This window comes from Microcoleus sp. FACHB-1515, from assembly GCF_014696105.1.
GTDB lineage: Bacteria > Cyanobacteriota > Cyanobacteriia > Elainellales > Elainellaceae > JAAUTJ01.
This window is the reverse complement of sequence record NZ_JACJPO010000008.1, coordinates 58,988-82,892: the sequence shown is the minus strand read 5'-3', so window position 1 is coordinate 82,892 and position 23,905 is coordinate 58,988. Positions and strand designations below refer to the sequence as shown.

Annotated in this window: 18 protein-coding genes and 1 tRNA gene; 7 read left to right on the top strand and 12 right to left on the bottom strand. The window is 54.1% G+C overall.

Features of this window, described 5'->3' with window-relative positions; all coding sequences use genetic code 11:
• Positions 1-88: 88 nt before the first annotated feature.
• Positions 89-610 (top strand): photosystem I assembly protein Ycf3, encoded by a 522-nt coding sequence (locus H6F67_RS00910; protein ID WP_190762394.1) that lies wholly within the window; start codon positions 89-91, stop codon positions 608-610.
• A 14-nt stretch (positions 611-624) separates the two neighbouring features.
• On the opposite strand, the gene H6F67_RS00905 is transcribed toward H6F67_RS00910, so the two are convergent.
• The 3 genes from H6F67_RS00905 to H6F67_RS00895 form a co-directional block, all read right to left on the bottom strand.
• A complete protein-coding gene (locus tag H6F67_RS00905) occupies positions 625-2,160 on the bottom strand; it encodes an NAD(P)/FAD-dependent oxidoreductase (protein ID WP_190762392.1) in 1,536 nt (511 codons plus the stop codon).
• A 62-nt stretch (positions 2,161-2,222) separates the two neighbouring features.
• Positions 2,223-2,951 (bottom strand): phosphatase PAP2 family protein, encoded by a 729-nt coding sequence (locus tag H6F67_RS00900; protein WP_242020432.1) that lies wholly within the window; start codon positions 2,949-2,951, stop codon positions 2,223-2,225.
• A gap of 58 nt (positions 2,952-3,009) precedes the next feature.
• The gene (locus H6F67_RS00895) at positions 3,010-3,402 is read right to left on the bottom strand and encodes a helix-turn-helix domain-containing protein (RefSeq protein ID WP_190762388.1); all 393 of its coding nucleotides are present in this window, start codon (positions 3,400-3,402) and stop codon (positions 3,010-3,012) included.
• Positions 3,403-3,578: 176 nt separating this feature from the next.
• Between H6F67_RS00895 and H6F67_RS00890 the strand changes: the two genes are divergently transcribed.
• From H6F67_RS00890 to H6F67_RS00880, 3 genes are all read left to right on the top strand, one after another.
• Positions 3,579-4,277, top strand: coding sequence for a pirin family protein (locus tag H6F67_RS00890; RefSeq protein WP_190762386.1), 699 nt, complete (start codon positions 3,579-3,581; stop codon positions 4,275-4,277).
• A 6-nt stretch (positions 4,278-4,283) separates the two neighbouring features.
• Positions 4,284-4,943, top strand: coding sequence for a DUF2808 domain-containing protein (locus H6F67_RS00885; RefSeq protein ID WP_313926743.1), 660 nt, complete (start codon positions 4,284-4,286; stop codon positions 4,941-4,943).
• A gap of 174 nt (positions 4,944-5,117) precedes the next feature.
• Positions 5,118-7,880 (top strand): pitrilysin family protein, encoded by a 2,763-nt coding sequence (locus H6F67_RS00880; RefSeq protein WP_190762384.1) that lies wholly within the window; start codon positions 5,118-5,120, stop codon positions 7,878-7,880.
• 372 nt (positions 7,881-8,252) lie between these two features.
• Here H6F67_RS00880 and H6F67_RS00875 read toward each other — a convergent pair.
• Both H6F67_RS00875 and H6F67_RS00870 read right to left on the bottom strand, forming a co-directional pair.
• Positions 8,253-8,325: transfer RNA gene (locus H6F67_RS00875), tRNA-Val, on the bottom strand.
• 66 nt (positions 8,326-8,391) lie between these two features.
• Positions 8,392-8,661: a hypothetical protein gene (locus H6F67_RS00870; protein WP_190762382.1), complete on the bottom strand. Its 270-nt coding sequence runs from the start codon at positions 8,659-8,661 to the stop codon at positions 8,392-8,394.
• 372 nt (positions 8,662-9,033) lie between these two features.
• Here H6F67_RS00870 and H6F67_RS00865 point away from each other — a divergent pair, with 372 nt between their 5' ends.
• Together H6F67_RS00865 and H6F67_RS00860 are read left to right on the top strand one after the other, a co-directional pair.
• A complete protein-coding gene (locus H6F67_RS00865) occupies positions 9,034-10,380 on the top strand; it encodes an SGNH/GDSL hydrolase family protein (protein WP_190762380.1) in 1,347 nt (448 codons plus the stop codon).
• Between the two features lie 128 nt (positions 10,381-10,508).
• Positions 10,509-10,679, top strand: coding sequence for a hypothetical protein (locus H6F67_RS00860; protein WP_190762378.1), 171 nt, complete (start codon positions 10,509-10,511; stop codon positions 10,677-10,679).
• 18 nt (positions 10,680-10,697) lie between these two features.
• On the opposite strand, the gene bcsA is transcribed toward H6F67_RS00860, so the two are convergent.
• Genes bcsA through H6F67_RS00835 form a run of 5 tightly spaced genes read right to left on the bottom strand, consistent with a single transcriptional unit; the run spans position 10,698 to position 21,601 of the window.
• Positions 10,698-13,265, bottom strand: a complete 2,568-nt coding sequence (gene bcsA, locus H6F67_RS00855; protein WP_190762376.1) for a UDP-forming cellulose synthase catalytic subunit — start codon at positions 13,263-13,265, stop codon at positions 10,698-10,700.
• Positions 13,262-15,832, bottom strand: coding sequence for a cellulose biosynthesis cyclic di-GMP-binding regulatory protein BcsB (locus H6F67_RS00850; RefSeq protein ID WP_190762374.1), 2,571 nt, complete (start codon positions 15,830-15,832; stop codon positions 13,262-13,264). Before H6F67_RS00850 ends, bcsA begins: the two co-directional genes overlap by 4 nt.
• Before the next feature lie 33 nt (positions 15,833-15,865).
• Positions 15,866-17,131: a glycosyl hydrolase family 8 gene (locus H6F67_RS00845; RefSeq protein ID WP_313926742.1), complete on the bottom strand. Its 1,266-nt coding sequence runs from the start codon at positions 17,129-17,131 to the stop codon at positions 15,866-15,868.
• 1 nt (position 17,132) lies between these two features.
• Positions 17,133-19,418 (bottom strand): tetratricopeptide repeat protein, encoded by a 2,286-nt coding sequence (locus tag H6F67_RS00840; protein ID WP_190762372.1) that lies wholly within the window; start codon positions 19,416-19,418, stop codon positions 17,133-17,135.
• 5 nt (positions 19,419-19,423) lie between these two features.
• Positions 19,424-21,601, bottom strand: a complete 2,178-nt coding sequence (locus H6F67_RS00835; RefSeq protein ID WP_190762370.1) for a carbohydrate porin — start codon at positions 21,599-21,601, stop codon at positions 19,424-19,426.
• Positions 21,602-21,868: 267 nt separating this feature from the next.
• Here H6F67_RS00835 and H6F67_RS00830 point away from each other — a divergent pair, with 267 nt between their 5' ends.
• A complete protein-coding gene (locus tag H6F67_RS00830; RefSeq protein ID WP_190762368.1) occupies positions 21,869-22,561 on the top strand; it encodes a hypothetical protein in 693 nt (230 codons plus the stop codon).
• A 10-nt stretch (positions 22,562-22,571) separates the two neighbouring features.
• On the opposite strand, the gene H6F67_RS00825 is transcribed toward H6F67_RS00830, so the two are convergent.
• Together H6F67_RS00825 and H6F67_RS00820 are read right to left on the bottom strand one after the other, a co-directional pair.
• Positions 22,572-23,369 (bottom strand): hypothetical protein, encoded by a 798-nt coding sequence (locus H6F67_RS00825; protein WP_190762366.1) that lies wholly within the window; start codon positions 23,367-23,369, stop codon positions 22,572-22,574.
• A gap of 275 nt (positions 23,370-23,644) precedes the next feature.
• Positions 23,645-23,800 (bottom strand): hypothetical protein, encoded by a 156-nt coding sequence (locus H6F67_RS00820; RefSeq protein WP_190762364.1) that lies wholly within the window; start codon positions 23,798-23,800, stop codon positions 23,645-23,647.
• Positions 23,801-23,905: the final 105 nt, after the last annotated feature.

Here is a 23,905-nt window from a genome sequence, read left to right as displayed (position 1 = left end):
GACACTGCGGCTAGAAGTGCTTCATTTGCGGCAAAATCAGCGCTAGATTAGAAACTGCTACCGCTCTATTCCCTCGTCGATCGCAACTATGCCGAGATCCCAGCGCAACGACAACTTCATCGACAAAACCTTTACGGTGATGGCAGACATGATCCTCAAGATGATGCCCACCAACAAACAAGCGAAGGAAGCGTTTGCCTACTACCGCGATGGCATGTCCGCGCAGGCAGACGGTGAATACGCTGAGGCGCTTGCCAACTATGAGCAGGCATTGCAGCTTGAAGAAGACCCGTTCGATCGCAGCTATATTCTTTACAACATCGGCCTGATTCACGCCAGCAACGGTGAACACGATCGCGCCCTGGAATACTACTTCAAGTCGCTTGAAGACAATCCCCGGATGCCACAGGCGCTCAACAACGTTGCCGTCATTTATCACTATTTGGGCGAACAGGCCAAAGAAGAAGGTGACTACGAAAAATCCGAAGAAATGTTTGACCAAGCTGCCGAATATTGGGAACGTGCTATCCGCCAAGCGCCGAACAACTACATCGAAGCGCAAAACTGGTTGAAGACCAGTGGGCGATCGAAGCTCGACGTTTATTTTTAGGCGAGGGTCGGCCATCAACAGCCGATGTCTTTGAGCAAAGCTTGGTGCTGTGAGACGGAGGCGATCGAGTTGGCGGCAATGATTCCGCTGGCAGCGACGGCAGGCAGTCCAATTCCAGGAAAGGTCGAGTCGCCGCAGCACAACAGGCCAGAAATGGGTGTGGTTCCGGTTGGAAAAAATCCTTTGGCCGCAGAAATTGCGGGGCCATAAGTGCCGCGATCGCGCCTCAAATAGCGTTCATGCGTCAAAGGTGTTCCGACTAGCTCGACTTCACAGCGCGATCGAATATCTGGAATGATTCGCTCTAGGGCGTGCCACATCACAGCGGCACGCTTTGCTTTTTGGGAAACGTAAGCTTCACTGCGACGGTCAAAATTTTGCCAAAGTTCATACGGCTCGTTTCCCGGTGTATAAACGTGGATTGCGTGTTTTCCCGGTGGCGCAAGTGCAGGATCGAGCAGCGAGGGAATCGAGACAAGAACAACGTTTTGCGGTGCAGTAATTCCTGCTGCCCAATCGTTAACGATGATGTGATGGCAAGCGAGATTAGGCGGCAGGTTGGCGCCATCGATGCCCAAGTGCAAATGCATAAAGCTGGGACAGGCAGGCGTGGCTTGACGTTGAGTTCGATCGCGCTCTGGCAACGCATCCGGCGGCAGCAGCTTCAACGTATCCCACACGGAAGCATTCGAGACGACGGCGCGACGGGCACGCAGTTCTTCACCGCTTCGCAGTCGAATTCCAATCGCTCGATTTTGCTGAACGAGAATGCGATCGACATGAGCATTGAGCCGCAGTTTGCCGCCCAGTCGCTCGAAGCCTTGGACGATCGCATTCACCAGCGCGCCACTGCCGCCGATCGGATAGTCGAGCTTGACGTTGGGACGATACCAGTCGGCAAACATAAACGCCATTTCTGCTGCACTCGTGTCGCTGGCGGGTAGACCCGAAAGCAGGAAGCACAACAAATTTAGCCAGTTTTGAAGAAACGGATCGGTGACAGCTTCGCGCAGAATGCGATCGAATGACCCTGACAGTTTGCCCATCGCGAATCCGTGACGAGCCAGTGAGGGAAGAAACTGACCAATCGTGATCGCGGCTCCCCAGTCATAGCGGAGCGCGGCGGGTGGCAAAGCGATCGCAGCTTGGGCATACGGCTCCATCACGCGCTGTAGATTTTGCCATTCGCGGACGGCGCGATCGCCCCGCAATGTCTGCAACACCTCACAAAATTGCTCTGCACCAACGGCTGTATCAAAGTTGCCTTCAGGCAGAAAGCAGCCCCAGGTGTCGTATTGGGCGCATGGAAGCGTCACTTCGATCGCATCCAAAACTTGCCGCAGCGGATTTGGAGACGGCGAAGACAAGCCGGAAAACAGCGAAGGGCCAGAATCAAAGTGAAAGCCGTTGCGCTCAAAGCTGTGTGCCGCGCCGCCTGCGATGCTGTGACTTTCACATACCAGCACTTCAAATCCGTATCGTGCCAAAATTGCCGCGCAGCTTAAGCCACCGATGCCGCTGCCAATCACAATTACGTCTGCGTCTGCCAAAATGTTTTCTGTCGCTTCAAATCACTCAAATTTTACAATGTGACAATTTTGCAATGGAGATTTTACCGAGATGAGTGTGAAGAGTGGATGGCGTGGTGCGATCGCCGCTTCCAGGCAATTTCTAAACTGAGAATGCAGGCAATCAGCCACACCAAACCCGCCGCATATCCCGCAATCACATCAGTCGGCCAGTGGACGCCCAAATAGAGGCGACTGAGGCCAGTTGCGAAAATCCACAGTCCGGTTACGGCAAGAATGAGCGATCGCCGTTTGGGATACTGCACGGCCAGCCAGTAGCCGATGATGCCCAAAACAACCAGCGACACCATTGCATGACCGCTGGGAAAACTGTGATAGCGCACGTTCACCAAGCGATCCCAAAGTTCCGGGCGGGGACGATCGAAAAACGCTTTGAGCAAAACATTTAGACCGATCGCGCCCGTCGTCGCAATCGCCAGAACGATCGCTTCTGCAATCCGTCTGCGCCACAGCAGCAACAGCGCCAGAATGCCGCTGGAGATTCCCAACGTCCAGGGATCGCCCAAATCCGTAATCAAAATCGCGAGGCGATCGAGCCAAGGACGATGTAGCGTTCGCAGCGTCAGCAGAATATTTCGATCGAAATTCAGCGTTTCTTGCTCCATCACCTCATCGGCAATTTGAGCAAACGCCCACAGTGATAAAGCCGCAATCCCCAAACCGATCGCCCAAACGGTGGAAAGCAGCGGCACAATTTTCGGGCTGATTTGCTGTCGCCAGCGCGAAATTAAATGATGGCTAAACTGTCGCAAAGAAGATGACTCCGATCGAGATTTTTCGATTGAAGCGAATGTTTTCTGCAACACACACCTATCCATCAGCAGATTCTTCGATTGCAGCTTGCGCTTCCAGATAGCGGACGCCCCATTCGTGCATCACAGTGAGCATCGGCTGGAGGGTTTGACCGATCGGCGTCAGCGAATATTCAACTTTTGGCGGCACTTGCGGATAAACTTCGCGATGCAAAATGCCGTCTGATTCCATTTCGCGGAGCTGCTGCGTCAGCATTTTCTGCGTAATTCCCGGTAGGGCACGATGCAGTTCGTTAAAGCGTTTGGTTCCCTGCAACAGTTCGCGCAAAATGAGCACTTTCCAGCGTCCACCAATGATTTCAAGCGTGATCTCGACCGAGCAGGTTGGACGGTTGTGATCTTTAGGAATGTCGATCGCATCAAACGGAAACGATGATTCAGTAGAATTCATTTCTCTCATAGTATCTTTTTGGGTAGTATATTACTTCAAAGTGCATACTTTCCATTTTACCGTTTATTAATCTACACTACAAATAGATTCGATCGAGCTTCAAATATCTGAATTATTCAGTGCAAAATTGCAGTTGATTTGAAGTAGTTTCGATCGCTTTTATTAGAGGTTCAATTATGATTACAATTCGTCCCAGTTCCGATCGCGGTCACGCAAATTTTGGCTGGCTAGACAGTCACCACACCTTTTCATTTGCCAGCTATTACGATCCGGCTCACATGGGTTTTCGTGCTCTGCGCGTCATCAATGAAGACAGAGTGGCTCCCGGTCGCGGCTTTGATACACATCCTCATCGCGATATGGAAATTATTAGCTATGTGCTGTCTGGTTCGCTGGCGCATCGCGATAGTTTAGGCAATACGGCTACGATTACGGCCAATGAAGTGCAGCGAATTACAGCCGGAACAGGCATCGCCCACAGCGAATTTAATCCATCTGAAACCGATCCTGTTCACTTTTTGCAAATTTGGATTTTGCCTGAAGAACGCAATCTGCAACCGAGCTATGCCGAAGCGCAATTTCCAATCGAAACGCGCCAAAGTCAGTGGCGGTTGCTCGCCAGTCGATCGCCCATCGAACAAGCCGTCAAGATCAATCAGGATGTCGATCTCTACGCTGCCGTGTTGAACAGTGGTGAATCGCTAGAGTTTGCGCTGCGTCCCGATCGCCACGCCTGGGTGCAGGTGACACAAGGCAAAATTAGCCTGAACGGACGATCGCTCGAAGCTGGAGACGGAGCAGCAATCAGCCATGAGCAGTTGCTCACATTTGCGGCTCAAGCGGATGCAGAAGTGCTGCTGTTTGATCTCGCTTAGGCGCAAGTGCCGATCGCCCACAACTCTCTCTTTTGGACGGTCGGCACATTCGATCGACCCTGGCTAGAATCGAATCACGTTTTGAGAACAACTGCGGGTATGAAAGCGATCGCCGGATTGGGAGTTTTCCTTGGAACAGCGCTGCTCGGTGTCCAAGCTGCCGATGCGGTGCGTCTATCGGATGGCCGCGTCTATTTTGTGCAGCCGCCTCGACTGGTGAATGCCGTGACGACTGAGCGATCGGCACTCGCCCGCAACGCCACCTACTACTTTACGATCGACGTTCCGGCAAATTCGGATGAACCGCTGGGGCAGGTCGCAATTACGCAGCGCGATGGCGACAGTGCGTCGCGTCGCGTCGAGTTTGAGGTTGAAGATAGCGTGGCGTTTGTGGGAACGCGGAGACAGCAAGGCGCGGAAGTGGCGATCGCCAACACCACCTTTGACGACGAAACGAATACGGTAACGCTGCAATTTAATCCGCCAATTTCGCCCGGAACAACTGTCACGATCGGCGTTGATCCCGAACGCAACCCGCGCACTGGCGGCATTTATCTATACGGCGTAACGGCGTTTCCCGCAGGCGAGCAGCCCTATGGTCAGTTTTTGGGTTATGGCCGCATCGACATCAACGATCCGGGAGATGACCTGTTGTTTTTCCATTAAAAAGTGTGCGGCTTCTGATTTGTGCAAGGCAAGATGGAAGCTGGGCGGCATCGATCGCGTGACACGTGACGCACACGCGATCGACATTTCGAGTTCAGACCAACCTGCGATCGTAGATTGACCGCTGCGAATTGACCTGACAAATGTCCGTCTTGCTTTCTATTGAGCTAGCTTATGTTTCTATTCAAAATTGGCCTCTCTCGACTGTTGGCCTTGTTCATCAGCATCGTGCTGGTGACGATACTGATCACACCCGGACAGGCGACGATCGCTTCACCGCCGCCTGCCGCCCCCAGCATTTCGTTTACCGAAGGTGTGCGCGAAACTCGGCTCGACAATGGTTTAACCGTGTTGACCAAGGAAGTTCACACGGCTCCGGTTGTGACGGTGCAGATGTGGTATCGCGTCGGATCGCGCAACGAAGCTCCGGGCGTGAACGGCATTTCGCACCAGCTAGAACACTTGATGTTTAAGGGAACGAGCGATCGCCCCATTCAGTTTGGCCGCTTGTTTAGCGCGTTGGGCAGTCAGTCCAACGCGTTCACCAGCTACGACGAAACGGCCTATTTTGGCACGGTGGAGCGCGACAAGCTCGAAGCTCTGCTGACGCTGGAAGCCGATCGAATGGAAAACTCGGTGATTGATGAAAACCAGCTAACGAGCGAAAAGCGCGTCGTCGTCTCGGAAGTGCAGGGCTATGAAAATAGTCCGAGCTATCGCCTCAACCGAACTGTGATGCGTGCCGCCTTTCCCGATCGCCCCTATGGACTGCCTGTCGGCGGCACTCGTGCGGATGTCGAGCGGTTCACGGTCGATCAGGTACGCAACTACTATCAGGCTTACTACACGCCGAATAATGCGGTTTTGATTGTGGTAGGCGATTTTGAAACGGAGGCCACGATCGATCGCATCCGTCAGCTTTATGGCAGCATTCCGCAGCGGACGGGAACCGCTTCGAATCCCCAGCATTCTGCCGCAACGGATGTGCCTGTTGTTCAGCCCGGAGAACCGATCGTTCTGCGTCAACCGGGAAGCGCTGCTTTGCTCAACGCCGTTTATCCGCTGCCGGATATTCAGCATCCCGATGTTCCAGCGATCGACCTGATGGACATGATTTTGACGGGAGGCCGCAGTTCTCGCCTCTATCAGGCATTGGTCGAAACCGGACTGGCAAGCTCGATCGGGGCGTATCCGTCTGAAATGATGGAACCTGGCTGGTACAGCATCTCGGCCACTGCCGCTCCTGGCAAGGAAATTGCCGCTGTCGATCGCACACTCCAAGCTGCGCTGACGCAGTTTCACGATGGCGTAACTCAAGAAGAACTCGATCGCGCCAAGGTGCAGCTCAAGTCTTATCTGGTTTTGAGCAATCAAGATATTTCGAGTCAGGCGATGCAGCTTGGCTTTCATCAAATTGCCGCTGGCGATTTCCGCTATAGCGATCGCTATTTGCAAGCGGTCGATCGCGTCACAGTGGCGGACATTCAGCGCGTCGCCCAGACCTATCTTGACCCGAACAAGCGCACGGTGGGTTACTTCGAGCCGACATTGGAAAACGGTCAGCCAGGAACATCAGGCGCAGGTTCCGATCGCGTTGTCGAGAATTTTAGTCCGGGCGCTCCGGTTGATCCTGCGGAGGTGGCTCGCTATTTGCCGCCTGCAACTGAAGCTGCTGACACAACGCCGCAGCCGCTGCCTGAGCAGTTTGCGTTGGAAAACGGCCTGAAAGTTTTGCTGCTGCGCGATCGCTCCACTCCTGCCATCAACCTTAGCGGTTGGGTGGAAGCAGGCTCAGGTTTTGATACCGATGCCAAAGCAGGTGTCGCGAATCTGACAGCGACCAACTTGCTGAACGGGACACGCACCCGCAACGCGCTGGAACTGGCACAAGTCTTGGAAGATGAAGGCGCAAATTTGAGCTTTAGCGCGAACCGGGAAGGCGTTGGCATCAGCGGCAGGGCGCTGTCGGCAAATTTAGGAACGATCGTACAAACGCTAGCCGACACGCTGCAAAATGCTACATTTCCGGCTGACCAGCTTGAACTGAGTCGCCAGCGGGCACTCGTCGGGTTGCAAGCAGAACTCGATGACCCGCGACGATTGGGACGGCGCGTTTTTCAGCAAGCGCTCTACCCCGAAAATCATCCGTTCCACTCGTTCCCAACGCAGGAAAGCTTGACTGGCATTACACAGGCGGATTTAGCCAGTTTCTATCAGCAGCACTATCGCCCGGATACGACCACGCTGGCGATCGTCGGCGATTTCGATCCAGCAGAAGTGAAAAACCAGCTTCGGCAGGCGTTTGGCAACTGGCAGTCCGCAGGAACGCGCCCGACGCTGACCTTTCCCAACGTCGCGCTGCCCGATCGCACGATTGAACTCAGTCAGGTCATTCCCGGTAAGGCTGAAGCCGTCACCTACTTGGGCTATGGCGGCATTTCGCGCCAAGACCCGCGCTACTATGCGGCCTTGGTTCTCAACCAAATTGTCGGAGGCGATACGCTCTCTAGCCGCTTGGGAACCGAAGTGCGCGATCGCCAAGGCTTGACCTACGGCATCTACAGCTACTTTCAGGCCGGACGCAATCCGGGACCGTTCTTGATCTCGATGCAGACCGCGCCGGACGATGCCCAAAAAGCGATCGACAGCACGGTTGCGCTGTTGCAGCAGTTGCGATCGCAAGGCATTACCGAGGCGGAACTGGAAGCGGCGAAGCGATCGATCGCCAGCGGCTATCCGGTTGATCTCGCCAGTCCAGATAGCCTCGCCTCGGTGATTCTTAGCAACGAGATTTCTGAACTGAACATCGAGGAGCTTCGGCAATTTCCCGATCGCATCGAAGCCGTCACGATGCCGCAAATTCAGCAGGCGATTTCTGATTTGATTCATCCGGATAATCTGCTGATTGTGACGGCTGGCCCCGGAGCCGCATCATAGAGTCGATCGGGGGGTTACTCCAACAGAATCTAGGCGGCTTGAGTGGATAAATCAGCAGATTTCTAGCGTTGCCCGTTGGGTCGGCGCGATCGAACACAACTCCAAACCACTCTAGGGTGTGTTCTAAAAGCTTCTGGTGAATCGCATGGCCGTTGGTTGATCCCCCTAAATCTCCCTTGAGAAGGGGGATTTTGAGGATGACTACCTCCTTTTTTATGGGGTTGGGGAGGATCAAAGGGTTTTTAAACACAGCCTAGCCGCTCTAGATTTCCGGCGATCGCGTCCATCCAGCAAAAGCCTTGCCAAAACAGCTCAAACCACAGACGCGATCGCCGGACGCAAACCGCAACAGGATAAGCAAGGCATGAAAAATGGGCGGTACTGGACTCGAACCAGTGACATCCTGCTTGTAAGGCAGGCGCTCTACCAACTGAGCTAACCGCCCGAAACGCAAACTTGTTGCCTTTCGAGAATCCATCATATCACACCAGCAGTAGATTGAAGGTTAGTGTTATTGATTCAACAATCGCGCAATTCCGCTACCAAGCAGATAAAAAATAGCAACAACAACAATTTGAATGAAGTAGGTAATTGCAAGCGACTGATAGAGCTTGAGTTCTTCGGTTTGAAACAGGTCTTTCCAAAGATACCATTTACTTTGAACATAGGCGATCGCAAAAACAATTGCAATGAGAAGAATGCTCCAAAATGGAAATCGAGCAAAGCCTGCATACAGGGCGATCGCGAGTAGGCTAATGCTGAATATTCCTCTCAAAATCATGTCTTCCTCCTAGATGATTTTCTCCGGATTCAATCCAATTTGTTACAAGAGCCAAATCTATCAAAGCAGCAAATTCAAATCGAGCATTGCGAAGAAATTGCCGATTCTGCTTGAGTTGCAATTAAGATTTTTACTCATTCTAAAGAATCGACCACGCGATCGCTTGGCAGTTTAAGGGGTTGTCATGAGCAAGTAGCGATCGCCGAAGTTAACATGAAGTTAAGTTTTAGTAAAAATGGATACTTTTAGGCTAAGGTGAGTGCGCGGGAATGCTGGAACAAATTGCGATCGTGACTGGCGTAAGTTTACTCTGAGCATGAAATTAAAAGCAAAATTCCTGCACTGTTCGTGAAATCTTTGGAGGAATTGAAAATGATCGTTGAAGCCACCGCACAAACTCAGCCAAGCGTTGATTTCTTTGTGTTTGGAGATAGCTTGTCTGATATTGGCAATCTATTTGCAAAGACGCTTCGCAGAATTCCCCCTAGTCCAGATTACTTTGAAGGACGATTCTCTAACGGCTCGCTTGCGGTTGAAATTCTGGCGCAAGATCTTGGCTTGCCGCTGTCTTTGAAAACGAATTTTGCAATCGGAGGTGCCAGAACCGATCGCACCAATAATGTAGATGATTCTACGTTTGGGCTAATTCAGTTTGGTGGATTGCTCACGCAAATTGATTCATTTCAAAGCCAAGCGGCTGAATTGGGTGCGGGCGCAGAAGATTTGTATTTGGTTTGGGCGGGCGGCAATGACTTTCTCAACCTGATTGATAATCCGGCTAATCCAACGGCTGTTGTGACGGCTGCGGTGACGAATATTCTAACCTCGGTGCGATCGCTGGCAGCAGCAGGCGCAAAAAATATTGTGGTGGCGCAAACGCCCAATCTTGGCAGAGTGCCGCTGAGTTTAGAAGCCGGACAACTGCAAAGTTTAACGCAGCTAAGCGTTGCGTTTAATACAGCACTGGCGGCGGCTCTCAATCAGTTTGAGCAGGCGGCTCCAGACAAAAATATTATTCTCACTGATTTATTTACTCCGATCGAAAGCGTTGCCCAGAATCCATCTACATTTGGGTTTACCAACGTTACGGATCCGCTGAAAGACACCGCTGGAGGCAATGCCAATCAGTTTTTCTTTTGGGATGATGCCCACCCAACCACGCGCGGACATGGCGTATTTGCGGAAGCATTTCGCGCTGCAATCGTCACCGGAATTAATGACAATTTGACGCGCAGCGGTTCGGCCACCAGCGATCGACTCGTTACGTTTGCCGGACGCGATACGCTCAACGGACGCAAAGGGGATGATTATCTCGAAGCTAACGGCAGGCAAGATGTTTTGCTTGGCGGCGATGGTGACGATGTGCTGTTGGGTGGCGATGGCAACGATCGGCTAACAGGCGGTGCAGGACGCGACCAGTTGACCGGAGGTGCAGGGCGCGATCGCTTTATCTACACGGGTGCAGGCGAAGGACGAGACACCATTACGGATTTTGAGACCGAGCGCGATCGCATTGACCTAACGGAAATTTTCGATCGTCGTGTTTTCACTCGTCCCAATCGTTTTGAGGCGTATGTTCGGCTTGGTCAAACCACTGAGGGCACGATCGTCCGAGTGGATACGAATGGCAATTTGCGGGGTGGATTCAAAACAATGACTTTGCTGTCAGACGTGAATGCAGGCGATCTGAGTGCGGCAAATTTCCAGGTGAGCGGCTAGATTGCACCCTTCAATCGCCAAGCTGTAAGCTGCTGTGAAAATGGAAAGATGCAATCGTTCGATCGACTCCTGAAGCATTCACTGTACGATCGAACGATTGCATCTCGAACTCGCATCTCACTGTGTATATGCCATCTTCCGTCACGCCCTGCTGTGTCGTCGTTCTGAACCAAGAACAAGAAAAAGTTCATCAGTATTTCAAAGCGTTGGATTCGATCGAATCTGGCTGCCCCAAAATCCAACGCTGCACCGTCATTGAAAACGGGCAGGTCGTGGTCAAGACGCTGCCCGCTTCATGAATTAGCCCGATCGCTGCACTAGCGCAGGGTTCGCAATAGCTGCTTGATGCGACCACCCTGCCGATAGTCAAGGTTTTGCGGAAACTCAAGCTCGATCGCAATTGAATCGACTACGCGCGATCGATCGACTGAAGCTGTAAAGTTCAGCACGGGTGCTTCGACCGTTTCCACTTGGGCAACGAGCCGCTTGGCCTGCGGGTCTTCGGGGTTTTGACTCAGCAGCAGGCCAACAGGCGGCTTCAGTTGACGCATCGCTTCTAGATTGGGCATTGCACGGGCATCAAGTTCGATCCGGATCGATCGCGAACTCATCTCGGTTGCCACCCCTTCATAGAAATGACCTTCCCAGTAAAGCTGGGCGGCAGCGCGAACCTGCTTGCGAACCGTCATTCGATCGGCAGCTCTCGGTTCTCGGAAGGCTCGCATCAAGCCAGTGGCAAGAAAGCGCAGCGAGTCGAAGGGGCGATCGATACGGCGCGGCTGCTGCGAATACCACTCTTCCACATCGGAATAGATCACCAAGCACAACTGGTCATATTGCGCCTGCGTCACATCCACAAAGTCAACCGCGAGAATCACTTGGCTGTCATCGATCGGATCGACGCGGATAATTTTCGCATCGAGAACCGCGACTGCCCCAAAGTCGCCAATCAGCTCTAGTTCGATGATGTCTGGCAAATTTGACCAGCTATCGAGCCGAATTCGCGCTCCGTTTTCGCTAATGTCGATCGTTTTGCCTGTCCAGCTTTCCGCTTGAGAATTGTGAACGATCGCCGTCACTTCTCGAGTTAAACGGTGAGCACGACGCAGTTGCGGCTGTTCAAACGCCACCAGCAGGGCTGCACTGATCAGCAGCAGGTTGAAAATGCTCCACAGTGCGTTGATGACAACGGCTTCCTTTGCTTCTGGCTGCACCAGAAACCAAACTGGAACAGCCAACAGCGAAACCACCAGCAGCCCTGCCATGATTGCCGAGACTTTTGCAGAAGTCCAATCGAAGCTGCGCTTGGTGACAATCCCTCCTTTGCTCGTTACGTTGAAGCTGCCCAGTTTGGGGTTGAGGACAGCCAGCAGCGTCACCAATCCATCTTGGAACGCCATTGCATACTCAAAAATCTCGTTCCAGAAGGAGAATCGCACCGCTTTTGAGGTGACGTAGTTGGCGTTCATCGCCAGCAGAATGTGCGGCAGTGCGTAAACCAGCGTTTCCACACCCAAACCGCGAATCAGGTTGATGCCAAACAGCAGGTACAGAACCGGAGCGAGCGCATACATCAAGCGGGGAAAGCCGAAGAAGAAGTGCGTCGTCGCGGAAAAATAGCACAGCCGTTGCGGAAAAGTAAGATTCAGCTTGGGATTGAGCAGCGGATTTTCGAGCCGCAAAATTTGCGCCATGCCGCGTGCCCAGCGCACCTGCTGCCCGACATAAGACGAAAAGGTTTCCGGCGCGAGTCCGGCCACCATGATTTTGTCGTAGTAAACCGACTCATATTTCTTGGAGTGCAGCCGCAGTGAAGTGTGGCAATCTTCCGTCACGGTTTCCACTGCGATGCCGCCAATGCTGAGTACATAGTCTTTGCGAATGACGGCAGCAGAGCCGCAGAAGAACGCCGCATTCCAAAAATCGTTGCCTTTCTGAATAACTTTGTAGAACAGTTCGTTGCTGACCGGAACGCGCCCTTGCGTCAGCAGATTGCGCTCAAACGGGTCGGGGTTGTAGAACCAGTGCGGCGTTTGAACAAGGGCAACTTTGGGATTCAGGAAGAAGCCGACCGTCTCCTGCAAGAACTGCTTTGAGGGAATGTGGTCGCAGTCAAGAATCAAAATCAGGTCACCTTGCGTCCGCCGCATCGCCGTATTGATATTTCCGGCTTTGGCGTGGTCATTGTTGTCGCGAGTCAGCAAGATGGAGCCTAATTCTTGACACATCTGACGCAGCTTTTCGCGGCGATCGGGAAACTTGCGCCCATCGTCCAGCACGTAAACCCGCTTCTTGGCATCAGGATAGTCAAGAGCAAGCGCGGCGAGTGTGGTTTTGCGAACGATCGCTACATCTTCGTTATAGGTCGGAATGTAAACATCCACACTCGGTAGCTGAGCGGGCGGCATGTGAGCGATCGACACAGACTGGCGATTTCGCAATCGCAGCGTTTGAAAGTAGGACAACAACAGCGTAGCGATTGCATACAGTTCTGCCAGAAACAGCAGAATACTGAAGAAGCCGTTCGTCCAGCTATCAAGATTGAGCGTGTAGTTGGTGCGGTAGTAGAGATAGCGCAGCGTGGTCACGACGCTGAGCCAAGCAAGGAACAGGTGCAGATATTCCGACGCTTGCTGCTGGGTTTGCCGCTGCTCCACCTGAACGGTGAACCAGCCGAGCAAAATCAAAATCACGGCGACGATCGTTTGCTGCCAAACGGTCAGCGGCGTCACGATCAATGGAATTGACAGCGCCAGCAGCAGCACGACGAGGCAAAAGAGCGGCCACTTTCCGGCATTGGGCATTCGCTGCTCAAAGCGAGCAGGCAAATTTAAGAGCCAGCCTGCAAAACCGGATGGGCGACGAGCTTGAGGAACATTCGTCATTTCAGATCTCCTGACGATCGAGCGACGCGATTGAGGTAAAGCTGCGAGAAGACATACAGCAGCAAGGCGATCAAGATGATGCCTGTCGGAATCAAGAACCAGAAGTCTTGCAGGAAGATCGAAAGACGGCTGAAGAATCCGGTGTTGATGATGCGGCGCGGCGTCGCCTGCTGCAAGAATTCTAGGCTGTAGCCCGCTGCGTCATAGGGGGACGGATTTTCTTCTGTGCGACGAATCAGAACGGTGTCGCCGCGCAGTTGCGAAAACAGCGGGTCGCGATCGAGAACGGTTTGCACCTCGCGCAGTCCCGCTTCGGATTGCGCCGTGAGCGCGAGAACCGTGCGATCGCCTTCGGGCAAGACGACCTGCTTAATCAGGCCTTGGGAATCGCCCAGCGTTTGAATGGCGCTTTGCTGCCGCTGGCGGGTAAAGGCACTGCTGAGATTTAAGCCGCCGCCGCTGGTATTGAGCGCTTCGGGAAGCGGAAAGCGATCGCGCGTGCCAATGCCAACAAGCTGACTTTGATTGCGAACTTCGGCAGGCAGCGTTCCGGCTCGGTAAACGTTGAGCTTGACTGAATCGGCTTGTGTCAAGCGTCCCATTCGTTCGCTAAAGGCCAGCAGCGTGTTGACATCCGTATCGTTGGGCGAATCGGGCAGAACGATCGCCGCCGCAGACAAATCTTGCGGAGCCGCGATCGGATATCCGGCCTTGAGCAGTTTCAAATCCGGAAGCTGCACGACGTTATCGCGATTCAGGTTGAACGTGGTGTCGGTGTGAACCGTGCCGTAGAGCGACTGGTCGGTTTCGATGCCGCAAGACGCCGATTCACGCGGATTGAGAACAAACTGCACTTCCAGTTCTGAATCGGGCTGGATCAGCGCTTCAGGCAAATTCACGTTGAACGATTCGCGTCGGCTGGCATTGGCGAACCAGCCGCCCAGCCGTTTTGAGGCGATCGTCGTGCCGTCAAGTCGCACTTCTAGCGCTGAGGTGCGGGGATTCACCTGAGGGCTGTAGCTGTAGTTCAGCTTCATCGTGCTGCCGCGTGAAAAGCGATCGTCGGGCAGCGCCTTGAACGGAATCCGAATCGGCGGTGCATTTGTGCCTTGCACCGTCACTTCCCGGAACGGTTGGCGATCGACATTTTGCAAATCGGCCAGTTGGAAGCTGTCGGCAGTCGGCAAAAAGCCTTGCCACTGGCGCGGGTCGGGCGAATTGACTTCATCGATCGCTGACACCAAAATCGAATTTCCCGTACCAATTTCGCGATCGCCCTGCTGCACCAAGAACTGCACAGCCTTGGTGACGCCTGCGGGCGCGTTTCCAGTCGCGACCAGAACCGGAATATTCCCGTCTGCGGTTTCAGTGGTGGTCAGCATCAAGACGCCGACATCATCGGGAAGTGCGCTGCCGTTTTCCTCTAGCACCTTGCCGCCTTGCAGTCGAAAGGGCAGGTTCAATTCGCGCAGGGCAGGTTGTTCTTCGGGTGTGCCAATCACAACGAGGCGATCGGTAATGTCGGCTTGATTCAAGCTTGTGATCAAACGAGTTTCCAGCGGACGGAAATCGGCTTGACGCCCGATCGCCGCTTGATGACGAGCCGTCGCCGTCAGCCAAGCTTCGCTGTAGGCATTGGGTCGCAGGTAAGTGATGCGATTGGGATCAAGGTTGAGGTCGTCAAAGAACGGATAGGGATAGCTGCCAAAGTCCAGCGGAATCGCTTGCGGCTGATAGTCGAAGGTGATCTTCGAGTCGGGCAGAATTTCGCTCCACAGCGTCGGATCGGCAGGATTGGTGCAGGTGTCCGAGGTTTGCTGCTCGGCCATCAGCGAAATTTCGTTGTAGTCCTGAATCAGATTGGCAGGAATGTTGAACAGGACTTGACCGATTTGCGACTGTGGACGATTCAGCGGCACGCTGCCAACGCTCGTATCATTGACGCGCACCATCAGCACCGATCGATCGGCGAGCAGCGTGGGTGAATGCTGAAAGCGAATGAGCGCTTTGGCCGATTTGACTTCCCAGTTGCGCGGACGAGTAAAGCCAATTCGCGCCTGCGGATAAACGCCTTGCAGCCTCAAGCGGTTGCCGACGATCGGCGATCGATTAAATTCCAGCACATACTGACTGTTCGGCCCTGTATTGACCGGAGTGGCGGCAGTTTCCTGCGGAGTGGGTTCTGGCTCAGGAGTCGGAGCAGACCGCTGTGCAGCCGGACGTGGCGCTACAGGGCGGGGAGCAACCGCAGCCGGACGCGGTTCGCTGCGCTGACGAGGAGCCGGAGCTGCTTCAGGCTGGGTACGCCGACGTGGAGTTGATTCGCCGCTAGATTGACTGCGGCGGCGCGGTTGGGCAGCAGGCGGACGATAAACGGGCGGTTCCGCAGCCGGACGTGGCAGGGAAAATTCTCGAATCACCTGGTCTTCACCTTGCTGAACGCCGCTTTGGGCAGTGGCAACGGTGGGAAGCAGGCTGAGACCGATTCCAATCAGGCAGCAGAGGGCGATCAGCGATCGCCGCCAGAGTCGAGACTTTTGAGCAAACCAGTGACGCAGGAAAACCATAGATTCAAGGTGAATAGTGCAGGTTAGGTGAAATCAAGGCTGAAGCCAGCTTGTGGGAATTTCGATCGGAAAAAACAGTCCAAACCAACTGAGGTTTTGCGAATAGTAAGCGGCGTCGTTGTCCCAAAAGCCATCGCGGTAAGTGGGCAACAGTTTTTCTTGCCGAATCTGCTCGGCCACTTGCGGATCAATTTCCGCAAATGCAGCGTAGAGCATGGCATATTGCGAGGTTGAGTCATAGTTGACGAGTGGCTGCCCCTGCAAATCAATTTGGGCGGGAACTTTTTGCTGCTGCTGCAACATGGATTGCAGCGGTGGCAGGTGCTGCCGCAAGAATTCCTTGGCGCGTGGTTCATCAAACCAGGCCGAGTCCAGCGCAACCCGCCACCAAACGCGGTAGGCGTCAAAGCCGTAGATGCTGCGAATCGAACTGGGTGGCGTGAGCGGCTGATAGCTGCCCGTTGTGGTATCTAGGGCAACCCAATCGCTCGGCAGGTTGATCGCCGACAGTCTTGCCGATTCGTTGAGTACCTCATAGCTGCTGTCCACCAAGTTGAGCCAATCGCGATCGCGATCGACTTGTGCAAACAATCGAAAAGCATAGGGCGCAAGATAAGACGGATTCAGCTTCAGTTCGGTGGGCTGCGGCTGAAACGCAATTTTGGGACCGGGCAGAAAGTAGTTTTTGCCATTGGCCTCAGCCACCGACAGTTCCCACAAATCCGCCAGCTTGGTTCGAGCCACGTCGAGATACTGCGGCTCGTTCCACCGACGGGCAGCAAAAATTAAGGCAGTAATCGCGTCTAAATCGCCATCGCTGGCAAAATTGCTGTCGATCACGCCCCAGTTGCCATCAGCATTTTTGCCCCACTTCCAGCACCACAGCGCATCGCTGCGCCGTCCGCTGGCATCGCGCCGCTGCAAATTTGCTTCTGCCCAGGCCAACGTGCGATCGAACGTATCGCGATCGTCGATCATCACGGCTCGCAGCATTGCGTAGGCTTGACCTTCCGACGTGGTGCGATCGCCTGCCTCGCGATCGATCACGCGGCCATCGTCCTGCACAAAGCGAGCGCGATAGGCCTGCCAGCTTTCCTGCAACAGCGCGAGATCTTCGCTGGCAGATTCAGTTGCAGGCGTCGTGGGACTCGCAGCCACCGGGGATGTTGTTACAGGAGGCGCAGACGGTTTTTCAACCGTGACGCAGCCTGTCAGCAACAGGAGAATGCAGCCTGTTAAAAGCGGCGACACTGTTTTAGAAGCGCCGATCGATCGCAGTCGTGGTAGAAGCTTTTGCACGTTAGAAGCGCTCCCAAGGTGGTTGAAAGCCGCGCTGCTGCAACAAACCTTCTTCGATTTGCTGCCGCTGGCGATCGATTTCGGGATTGGCGACTCCCTGCTGAAGCTGCAACTGCTCAAGCTGCTGGAGAGCCGCGAGCGGACGGCCTTGGGCAGCAGTCAAGCTAATCAGGGACGATCGCGCAATTGGATTTTGCGGTTGCAGTGCAAGCAGTTGACCGTAAGAATTAGCAGCGGCATCAAAGCGGCGCTGCTGGAACTGAATGCCACCCAGCGCGGCAAGGGCATCCGCATTGTTGGGCGATCGCTGCAAAATCGTTTCATAGACATCGCTCGCTTGACTTAGATCGCCAAGCTGCTGCGCCAGTTGCCCCTGCACAAAATAAGTGCCGAGGTTGTTCGGGTCGCGAGCGATCAACTGCTCTAGCTGCGATCGAGCCTGAGCAGGATTGCGAGCCGCCACAACCTGCACCTGCCGTAGTTGCAGTCCGAGGTTATTCGGCTCAACGGCAAGCAAGGCGCTATAAAGTCCTTCAAGCTGAGGATTAGCAGGCAGCGCGGCGACCAGGCTGATCAGTTCAGGCGGTGTGTCGGTGAGCGGGCGCGTCGAAAGCCAACCGTTGAGAACGGCTTCGGCCTGCGCGGGCGAAATCAAATTCGCTTGCAGGGCAAGGCTGGTGCGGCCAAGCTGCTTGGCGACATCTTGCGGATTGCGAGCGATGATTTGGTCATAGAGCGCGATCGCTTCGGGCAATCTGCCCTGCACCTGCAAAATTCCCGCCAGTCCTTGCAAAGCCGCGTTGACAACGCCGCTGTCGGCAGGATTGCTGCTGAGGATCATCTGATAGCGCTGGGCACTGGCGACCAAGTTGCCTTCGCGTCGATCGATTTCGGCCAGCAACAGCATGTTGGCAAATTGATCTTGCGTGCCTTGCGGCGTGGCAGCATAAGCGGCCAGCGCGTTTCTGGCTCCGGCAAAATCGTTTTGCTCAATCAAAATTTGGGCGATGCGGAAGTTCAAAAACGGCTCGTTTGCGCCAGAGGCCAGCAAGCCCTGATAAAGCGGCAAGAGCGCAGGCGTGGGTGAATCGAGGCGCGTGAAGGCTTGGGCGATCGATCGCAACTGACTTGGATCGCTAATTGGCGTTTGCAGATTTGCCTGTAGCTGCTGCTGCAACTGTGCGTCAGTGATTAAGCCAAGCTGCCGAGACAGCACGATTTGCTGAATGGCAAGAGAGCGATCGCCCGGATTTTGCTGCGCCAGTTGCCGATAGATTTCCAGCGCGTAGGCTTGCTCTTGCGGATAGCCACTGAGGACATCGGCAATTTCACGGGCAACGCCAACCGTGAGATTGGGCGTTTGCGAGATCACCTGCTTGTACAGGTCGATCGCCTGCTGTGCATAAACGGGATTGCCACTGGCATCCGCAATTTCGTTCAAGGCGCGAGCCAAAGTCAAACGAGAATCTTGTCGTCCCACGAGTGGTTCTAGCGTTCGAGTCGCCTGATCAAACAGTCCACTTGCTCCATATGCAGAGGCGAGGGCGGCGCGAAGCTGAATTGTGGTGCTGTCAAGCTGGCGAGACTGGCGCAGTTGCGCTTCCAAAATTTGCACGGCCTGAGCCGGATTTCCTGTTTCGCGCAGAGCGTTCGCATAGGCGATCGCCGCTCCTCCGGTGATCTGTCCGCCTCCCTGCCGATAGCGATCGAACAAAGCGAGCGACTGAGCAAAATCGCCGCTATAAGAATAGATCTGCGCTGCGCCTAAAATTGCTTCGGGCGTCGGATTGTTTTGCAGAACGATTTGGTAGTCAGCGATCGCTTCCCCAAATCGACCCTGATAGCCGAACAGCAACGCGCGTTGCGCCAGCGCTTCCGTATCGTTCGGATTCTGCCGCAGCAGCACGTTCAGCGCTTCAATGCCGCGATTTTGCCATTCCGCACGAAATCCGCCCAACACACCGATACTTAATAGTGCCAGTCGATTGTTCGGATCAACTTCTAGGACTCGTTGATAGGCCGCAAACGCATCGGCATCGCGTCCGGCACGACGATATGAAATTGCTAAGCCAAGTCGGGCTTCAGTGGACTGCGGATATTGGCGAACTGCTCGCTCGAAAATGCCGATCGCCTGGTTCACCAAGCCTTGACCGAGCAGCGTGTAGGCTTGACGAATCACGGTTGGGACGGTCTGCGCGATCGCAGGCAGCGGCAGCAGCGCGATCGTCGGAGTGCCCAATAGCGCGATGCCAATCAAACTGCTCCAAATGTGCCTAGATCTTTTCATCTTGGCTATCTCCCCGGAGTGACATCAAATTCCGATCGAACCCGGACTCCCAAAATGGTTTCTGAAAATTCGTCGCGCTGCTGAACGCTGAAGCCCAAGTTCAGATTCGGTAAAGCGCGAAAATCGTAGAACAGTTCTAAAACATCGGGCGTGCGCTCGTCTTGCTCGCGGCGCAGTTGCTCATTCGACAAAGCACGTCCATAAGCGAGACCGAGGCGATCGTTTTGGCTGAACACATCCAGGAAGGTTAAGCCTGCACTGAACGTGTCGCCGCCTTCGCCCAAATCGCGATTTTCATAGTGGCCGTAGCGTCCAAACAAGCCGAGACTCAATTCGGGAATGAAGACTTCCGCATTCACGCCGTAAGATTCTTCGCGATCGTTTTCGTCAATGCCAAACTGTCCGTTACCGCGATCGAGGCCAAAAATTTGGTTGAAGCCGCTGTCTGACCCGGCATCGCGCCCCGACGTGTAAGTGCCGCGAATAATTGCATTGCCAAAACGCGCTCCAATTTCGCCTGCAAAGCCGTCAAGCTGAAAATCCCCGATGCTGCGACTTGATGAGAAAGCGGCAGCACGAGCTTCAAGATTGTCGTTCAAGCTCCAGTTAACCAGCACACCGGGACGTGACCCGATCGCCGCTGCGCTCAACGCCGGATTGGTTTGAAAGATCGGATTGAAAAACTGGCTGGCTCCGTCTTTGGCAAAGCTGTTGCGATCGAAATAAGAAGTCAAATCAAGCTGTCCAATCACAAACCGCAGATTCGGCAAGTTTGGCAGTGAGGCAGCAAGATACAGTTCATTCAAGCTCAGGCCTTCAGTTTGCGAATCTGCAAACGCCTCGCCCTCGGTTAAATCGACCGACCCACCAAACAGCAAGTTCGGCGTGAGCGGATACACCGCAGTCAGCCTTGCCCGTGCCGAAGATTCATCGCCCTGCAACAGATACACGCCTTGCAGTCTCAGGGAAGGCGGTGTTACCGCAGAACTGTCGATGATCGGCTGCGTAGAAGGTGCGATCGGCTGTTGAACAATCGGAACTGGAGCAGGTGGCGCAGTCGGAGCTTGGGGAAAGGGTGTTGGAGCTTGAGGAAAAGGTGCTTGAGGAAACGAACCAGTCGGAGCTTGAGGAAAAGGTGCTTGAGGAAACTGGGGAAACGAACCAATTGGAGTTTGAGGAAAAGGTGCAACCGGAGTAGGTGGAACAACTGGCGACTGAGCAAAGGGTGCTGGTGTCTGCACAAAGGGTGCAGTTAGCGTTGGGCCACCGACAGGCTGTGCAAAGCTAGGCGGCTGAACAAAACTGGGCGATGCAGAGGGCGCGGTTGGAAAGGCGGTTGGAATCGGAGCGATCGAATAGGGATAAGCAGCAGGTGCAGACGGATATGAATAGGGATAGGCGATCGGAGCCATCATCTGCGGCGGATAGCCGATCGGGACTGCCTGTGAAGAATAGGGATAAGCGATCGCAGCCGGAGGTGCTACCTGCGGCGGATACGGATAGGCGAATGGAGCGGGAGCCGCAGCAGGTGGCGCATAAGGATAGGCGATCGCTCCTGCTGGATTCGGATATGGATAAACCCCAGGATATGGATAAGCCGTCGGCGCAGTGAACTGGCTGACGGGAGCAGGTGGAAGTGGTGTGGAAACACCAGCAGCAGGTACATTCGGAACAGGTAGGGGGGGAACAGGTAGCGGAGCTGGTGCAACGTTGGGCACAGGCAGCACTTGGCTCATCGCTGTTCCGCCGATCGACCCGCTTACAGGTGGCACAAACTGCTCAGCGGCAGGCGGTCGAAACTGAAATTGGGCGCTGGGATTAGCAGCGGCAGGCGCGATCGCAGCGGGCATCTGGGGAGCAACAGCACTGGGAGCAGCAGCGATTGGTAAAGGCTGCGGCTCAGAAGCAGGTGCAGCAACAGGCGGTGGGGCGAACGCGAGGGCATCGGCTGGCGCGGCAGTCGGTGTAGCCGGAGTGGAAACGTCAGCACTCAACTCGACTGCATTCGGCTCGATCGTATCTTCAGCAGCAATTGTTGCATCTGACTCGTTCGGTTGAGTCTCCGGCTCGATCGTCGGATTGGCTGAGGCTGCACTGATGAGTGCTAGGCAGACGAAAGCAGGACTTGTAGCTGCCGCAGCAGCAATTGTCCTGATCCAGGAACTAGAGGGCGTCACGATCATGGAACTCGATGGATGAATGAAGTGCAATGCGATACAGGCGCGTTCGGTAGAAGCTTTGTGCGGAACAATCCGCTCAATTCGGTTCGCTGCAATTAATCGCCGCTTCCTGTCTAGACGATTTCGCCTTGATCGTCAACGGTCACCCAGTGATCTTCCTGATTTAAATATGAGGCGATGAATACTGAGATGCTAGAGCTAGAATCATCCAGCTAGACTAAACCCATCGCGGCCATTTCAGCGATTAAACCCTACCACAATTGCTTAGTTATGCAGACAACTCTTCGCTCACGTTACCGTCAGCTTGCCTCGCTCTTATTGCTGCTGGCGATCGTGTTCTGCACAAGCTGTACGGCGATCGAACGGAACACAGCTTCGGTAGAACTTTCGATTCGGCAGGCGCAAGCCACTGGCAGACCAGGCGCGTATGTGGTTTCCGGCAATACAACTTTGCCAAACGAAACGCGAATCACGGTAACGGCAATTCGCGACTTTGAGTCGACAGAAACACCTGTTTATGCAATTCTCGATCGCCAATATGCGGTTGTTGAGCAGGGCAGTTGGCAAGCGGATTTGAATTTGTGGCAGCCTGCTCCGGATGGCCGCTTGCAGGAAAGCTGGCAGCTTAGCGGACTGTCTACTCCTGCTGATCCGGCAGCAACCGTGACCTTTCTCGCCACGCTTGATCCGGCCAATCAGCCAGCAGGATTGAGAGACCAAGTTGAAGCAGAAGACGACGCTACACAAGCATCGCTGGTGCGCTTTACAACCGACGGTGAACTGTATCTCGAAGCCAGCAGACAAGTGAACGTGCCGTTGCCGAGCGGTCGCACTGCTCCACCTGCGCCGACACCTGCGGCTGCTCCGCGCACCAGCGGTAAACCCGTTGAGCAAACGATCGATCGAGACCAACCTTGGAGCAAAACGGATGCTCCACTACGCCCTGACCAACGGTTACAGTGAAGCACCGTCACTAGGAGGCGAGCCGTTGCTGCTGCCAAGCAGGGCTGCTTGCCTGAGAAGCACTCGACCCGATCTGCATCCGCTCGACCTGCGCCATCACCTGCTTGAGATGCGCCATCAGCTCTTGAAGCTGGACTGTGTCTTCCGGTTGAACCGCAGGAGTAGCAGTTTGGGTCGATCGCGCAAAACCTGCAAAGGCTTGGGCTGAGGCGAGTGCGCTCATCGCCTGCAACTGCGCCGCATTCATGGCAGGCTGCTTCACGGCAGGAGCCGAGTCGATCGATTGCGGTTCTGCATTGAGCGTCAGCAGGCCAGCATTTGCTGCTTGCTGGGGCTGCTCTGCATTGATCACCATGTAGGAGGTAGCGTCTTGTGCGGTTGCGACAGGCGTTGCCGACTGGCTCACGGGCAGCACGGTGGGCAACGGGCTTTCATCTTCTTGCAAGAACAACTCTAGACCTGAGGTGCTGAGGCGTTGCTGTGAAAACTTGATGTCTTCAATCAGCGCTTCTTTTTCGCTCAATTGCTGCTTGAGCGTGGACATTTGCGTTTCGGTTTGGCTGAGCTTGCGCGAAGATTGTCTCCAGCCAGAGGTTGCAAGACTGGCCGCGCCAGCAGCCAAGCTAATCGCAGTAGCAAGGCCAATATAAGGAGCAGCAAACTCTTCGACTTGTCCAACAAACACAGGCTTTTCCTCAAGCTGAATCGTCACAGGCTTAGAGCCAAAAGCAGCCAGGGGAAGGGTCATGCCGCAGAAAACGGTTCCAGCTAAAACAGCGGATGAAAGCAAGCAACGGGAAAGGCTCATAATGCTTCTCTTACTCAAGAACGACAAGGAAAACTCGCAAGGGTAGATGAAACAAATGGTCGATCGCGAATGGATTATTTCACTAGCGAACCCAGCGAGATCGAGCATTTCGTGAGATCTACTGAAGTGCTCAGTAGATTTACTTCCTGTATTCAAGTTAATCTGCCCTTCCGTGATTTAGCGTATGGATTTAATGAAGACCCAAGATTTAGCTTGAAGAGGGTATAAAGTTTTTTATTGATTGAAGCTTGCAACCGAAACTCAGCCTCAAAGTCTTACACCATCAGCGTTGTGGAAAAAAATAAGAGATTATTTTTTAGATGGAAAAATAAAATATCAGGCACTTCTAAAGCCGTCAAGCGTCCAGGAAAGCGGCGATCGATCTTGTGAAGACTGAAGCAGTATCCATTTGGAGATTCAGTAAAATTCATCACCTCTTTATGGTGATTTCAATAAAACTTCATCTCCATCTGTCTATTAAGGATTTAGAGGCTGCTCGACTCGATGGCGATCGCTTCTGCATCAACCCAGCAATT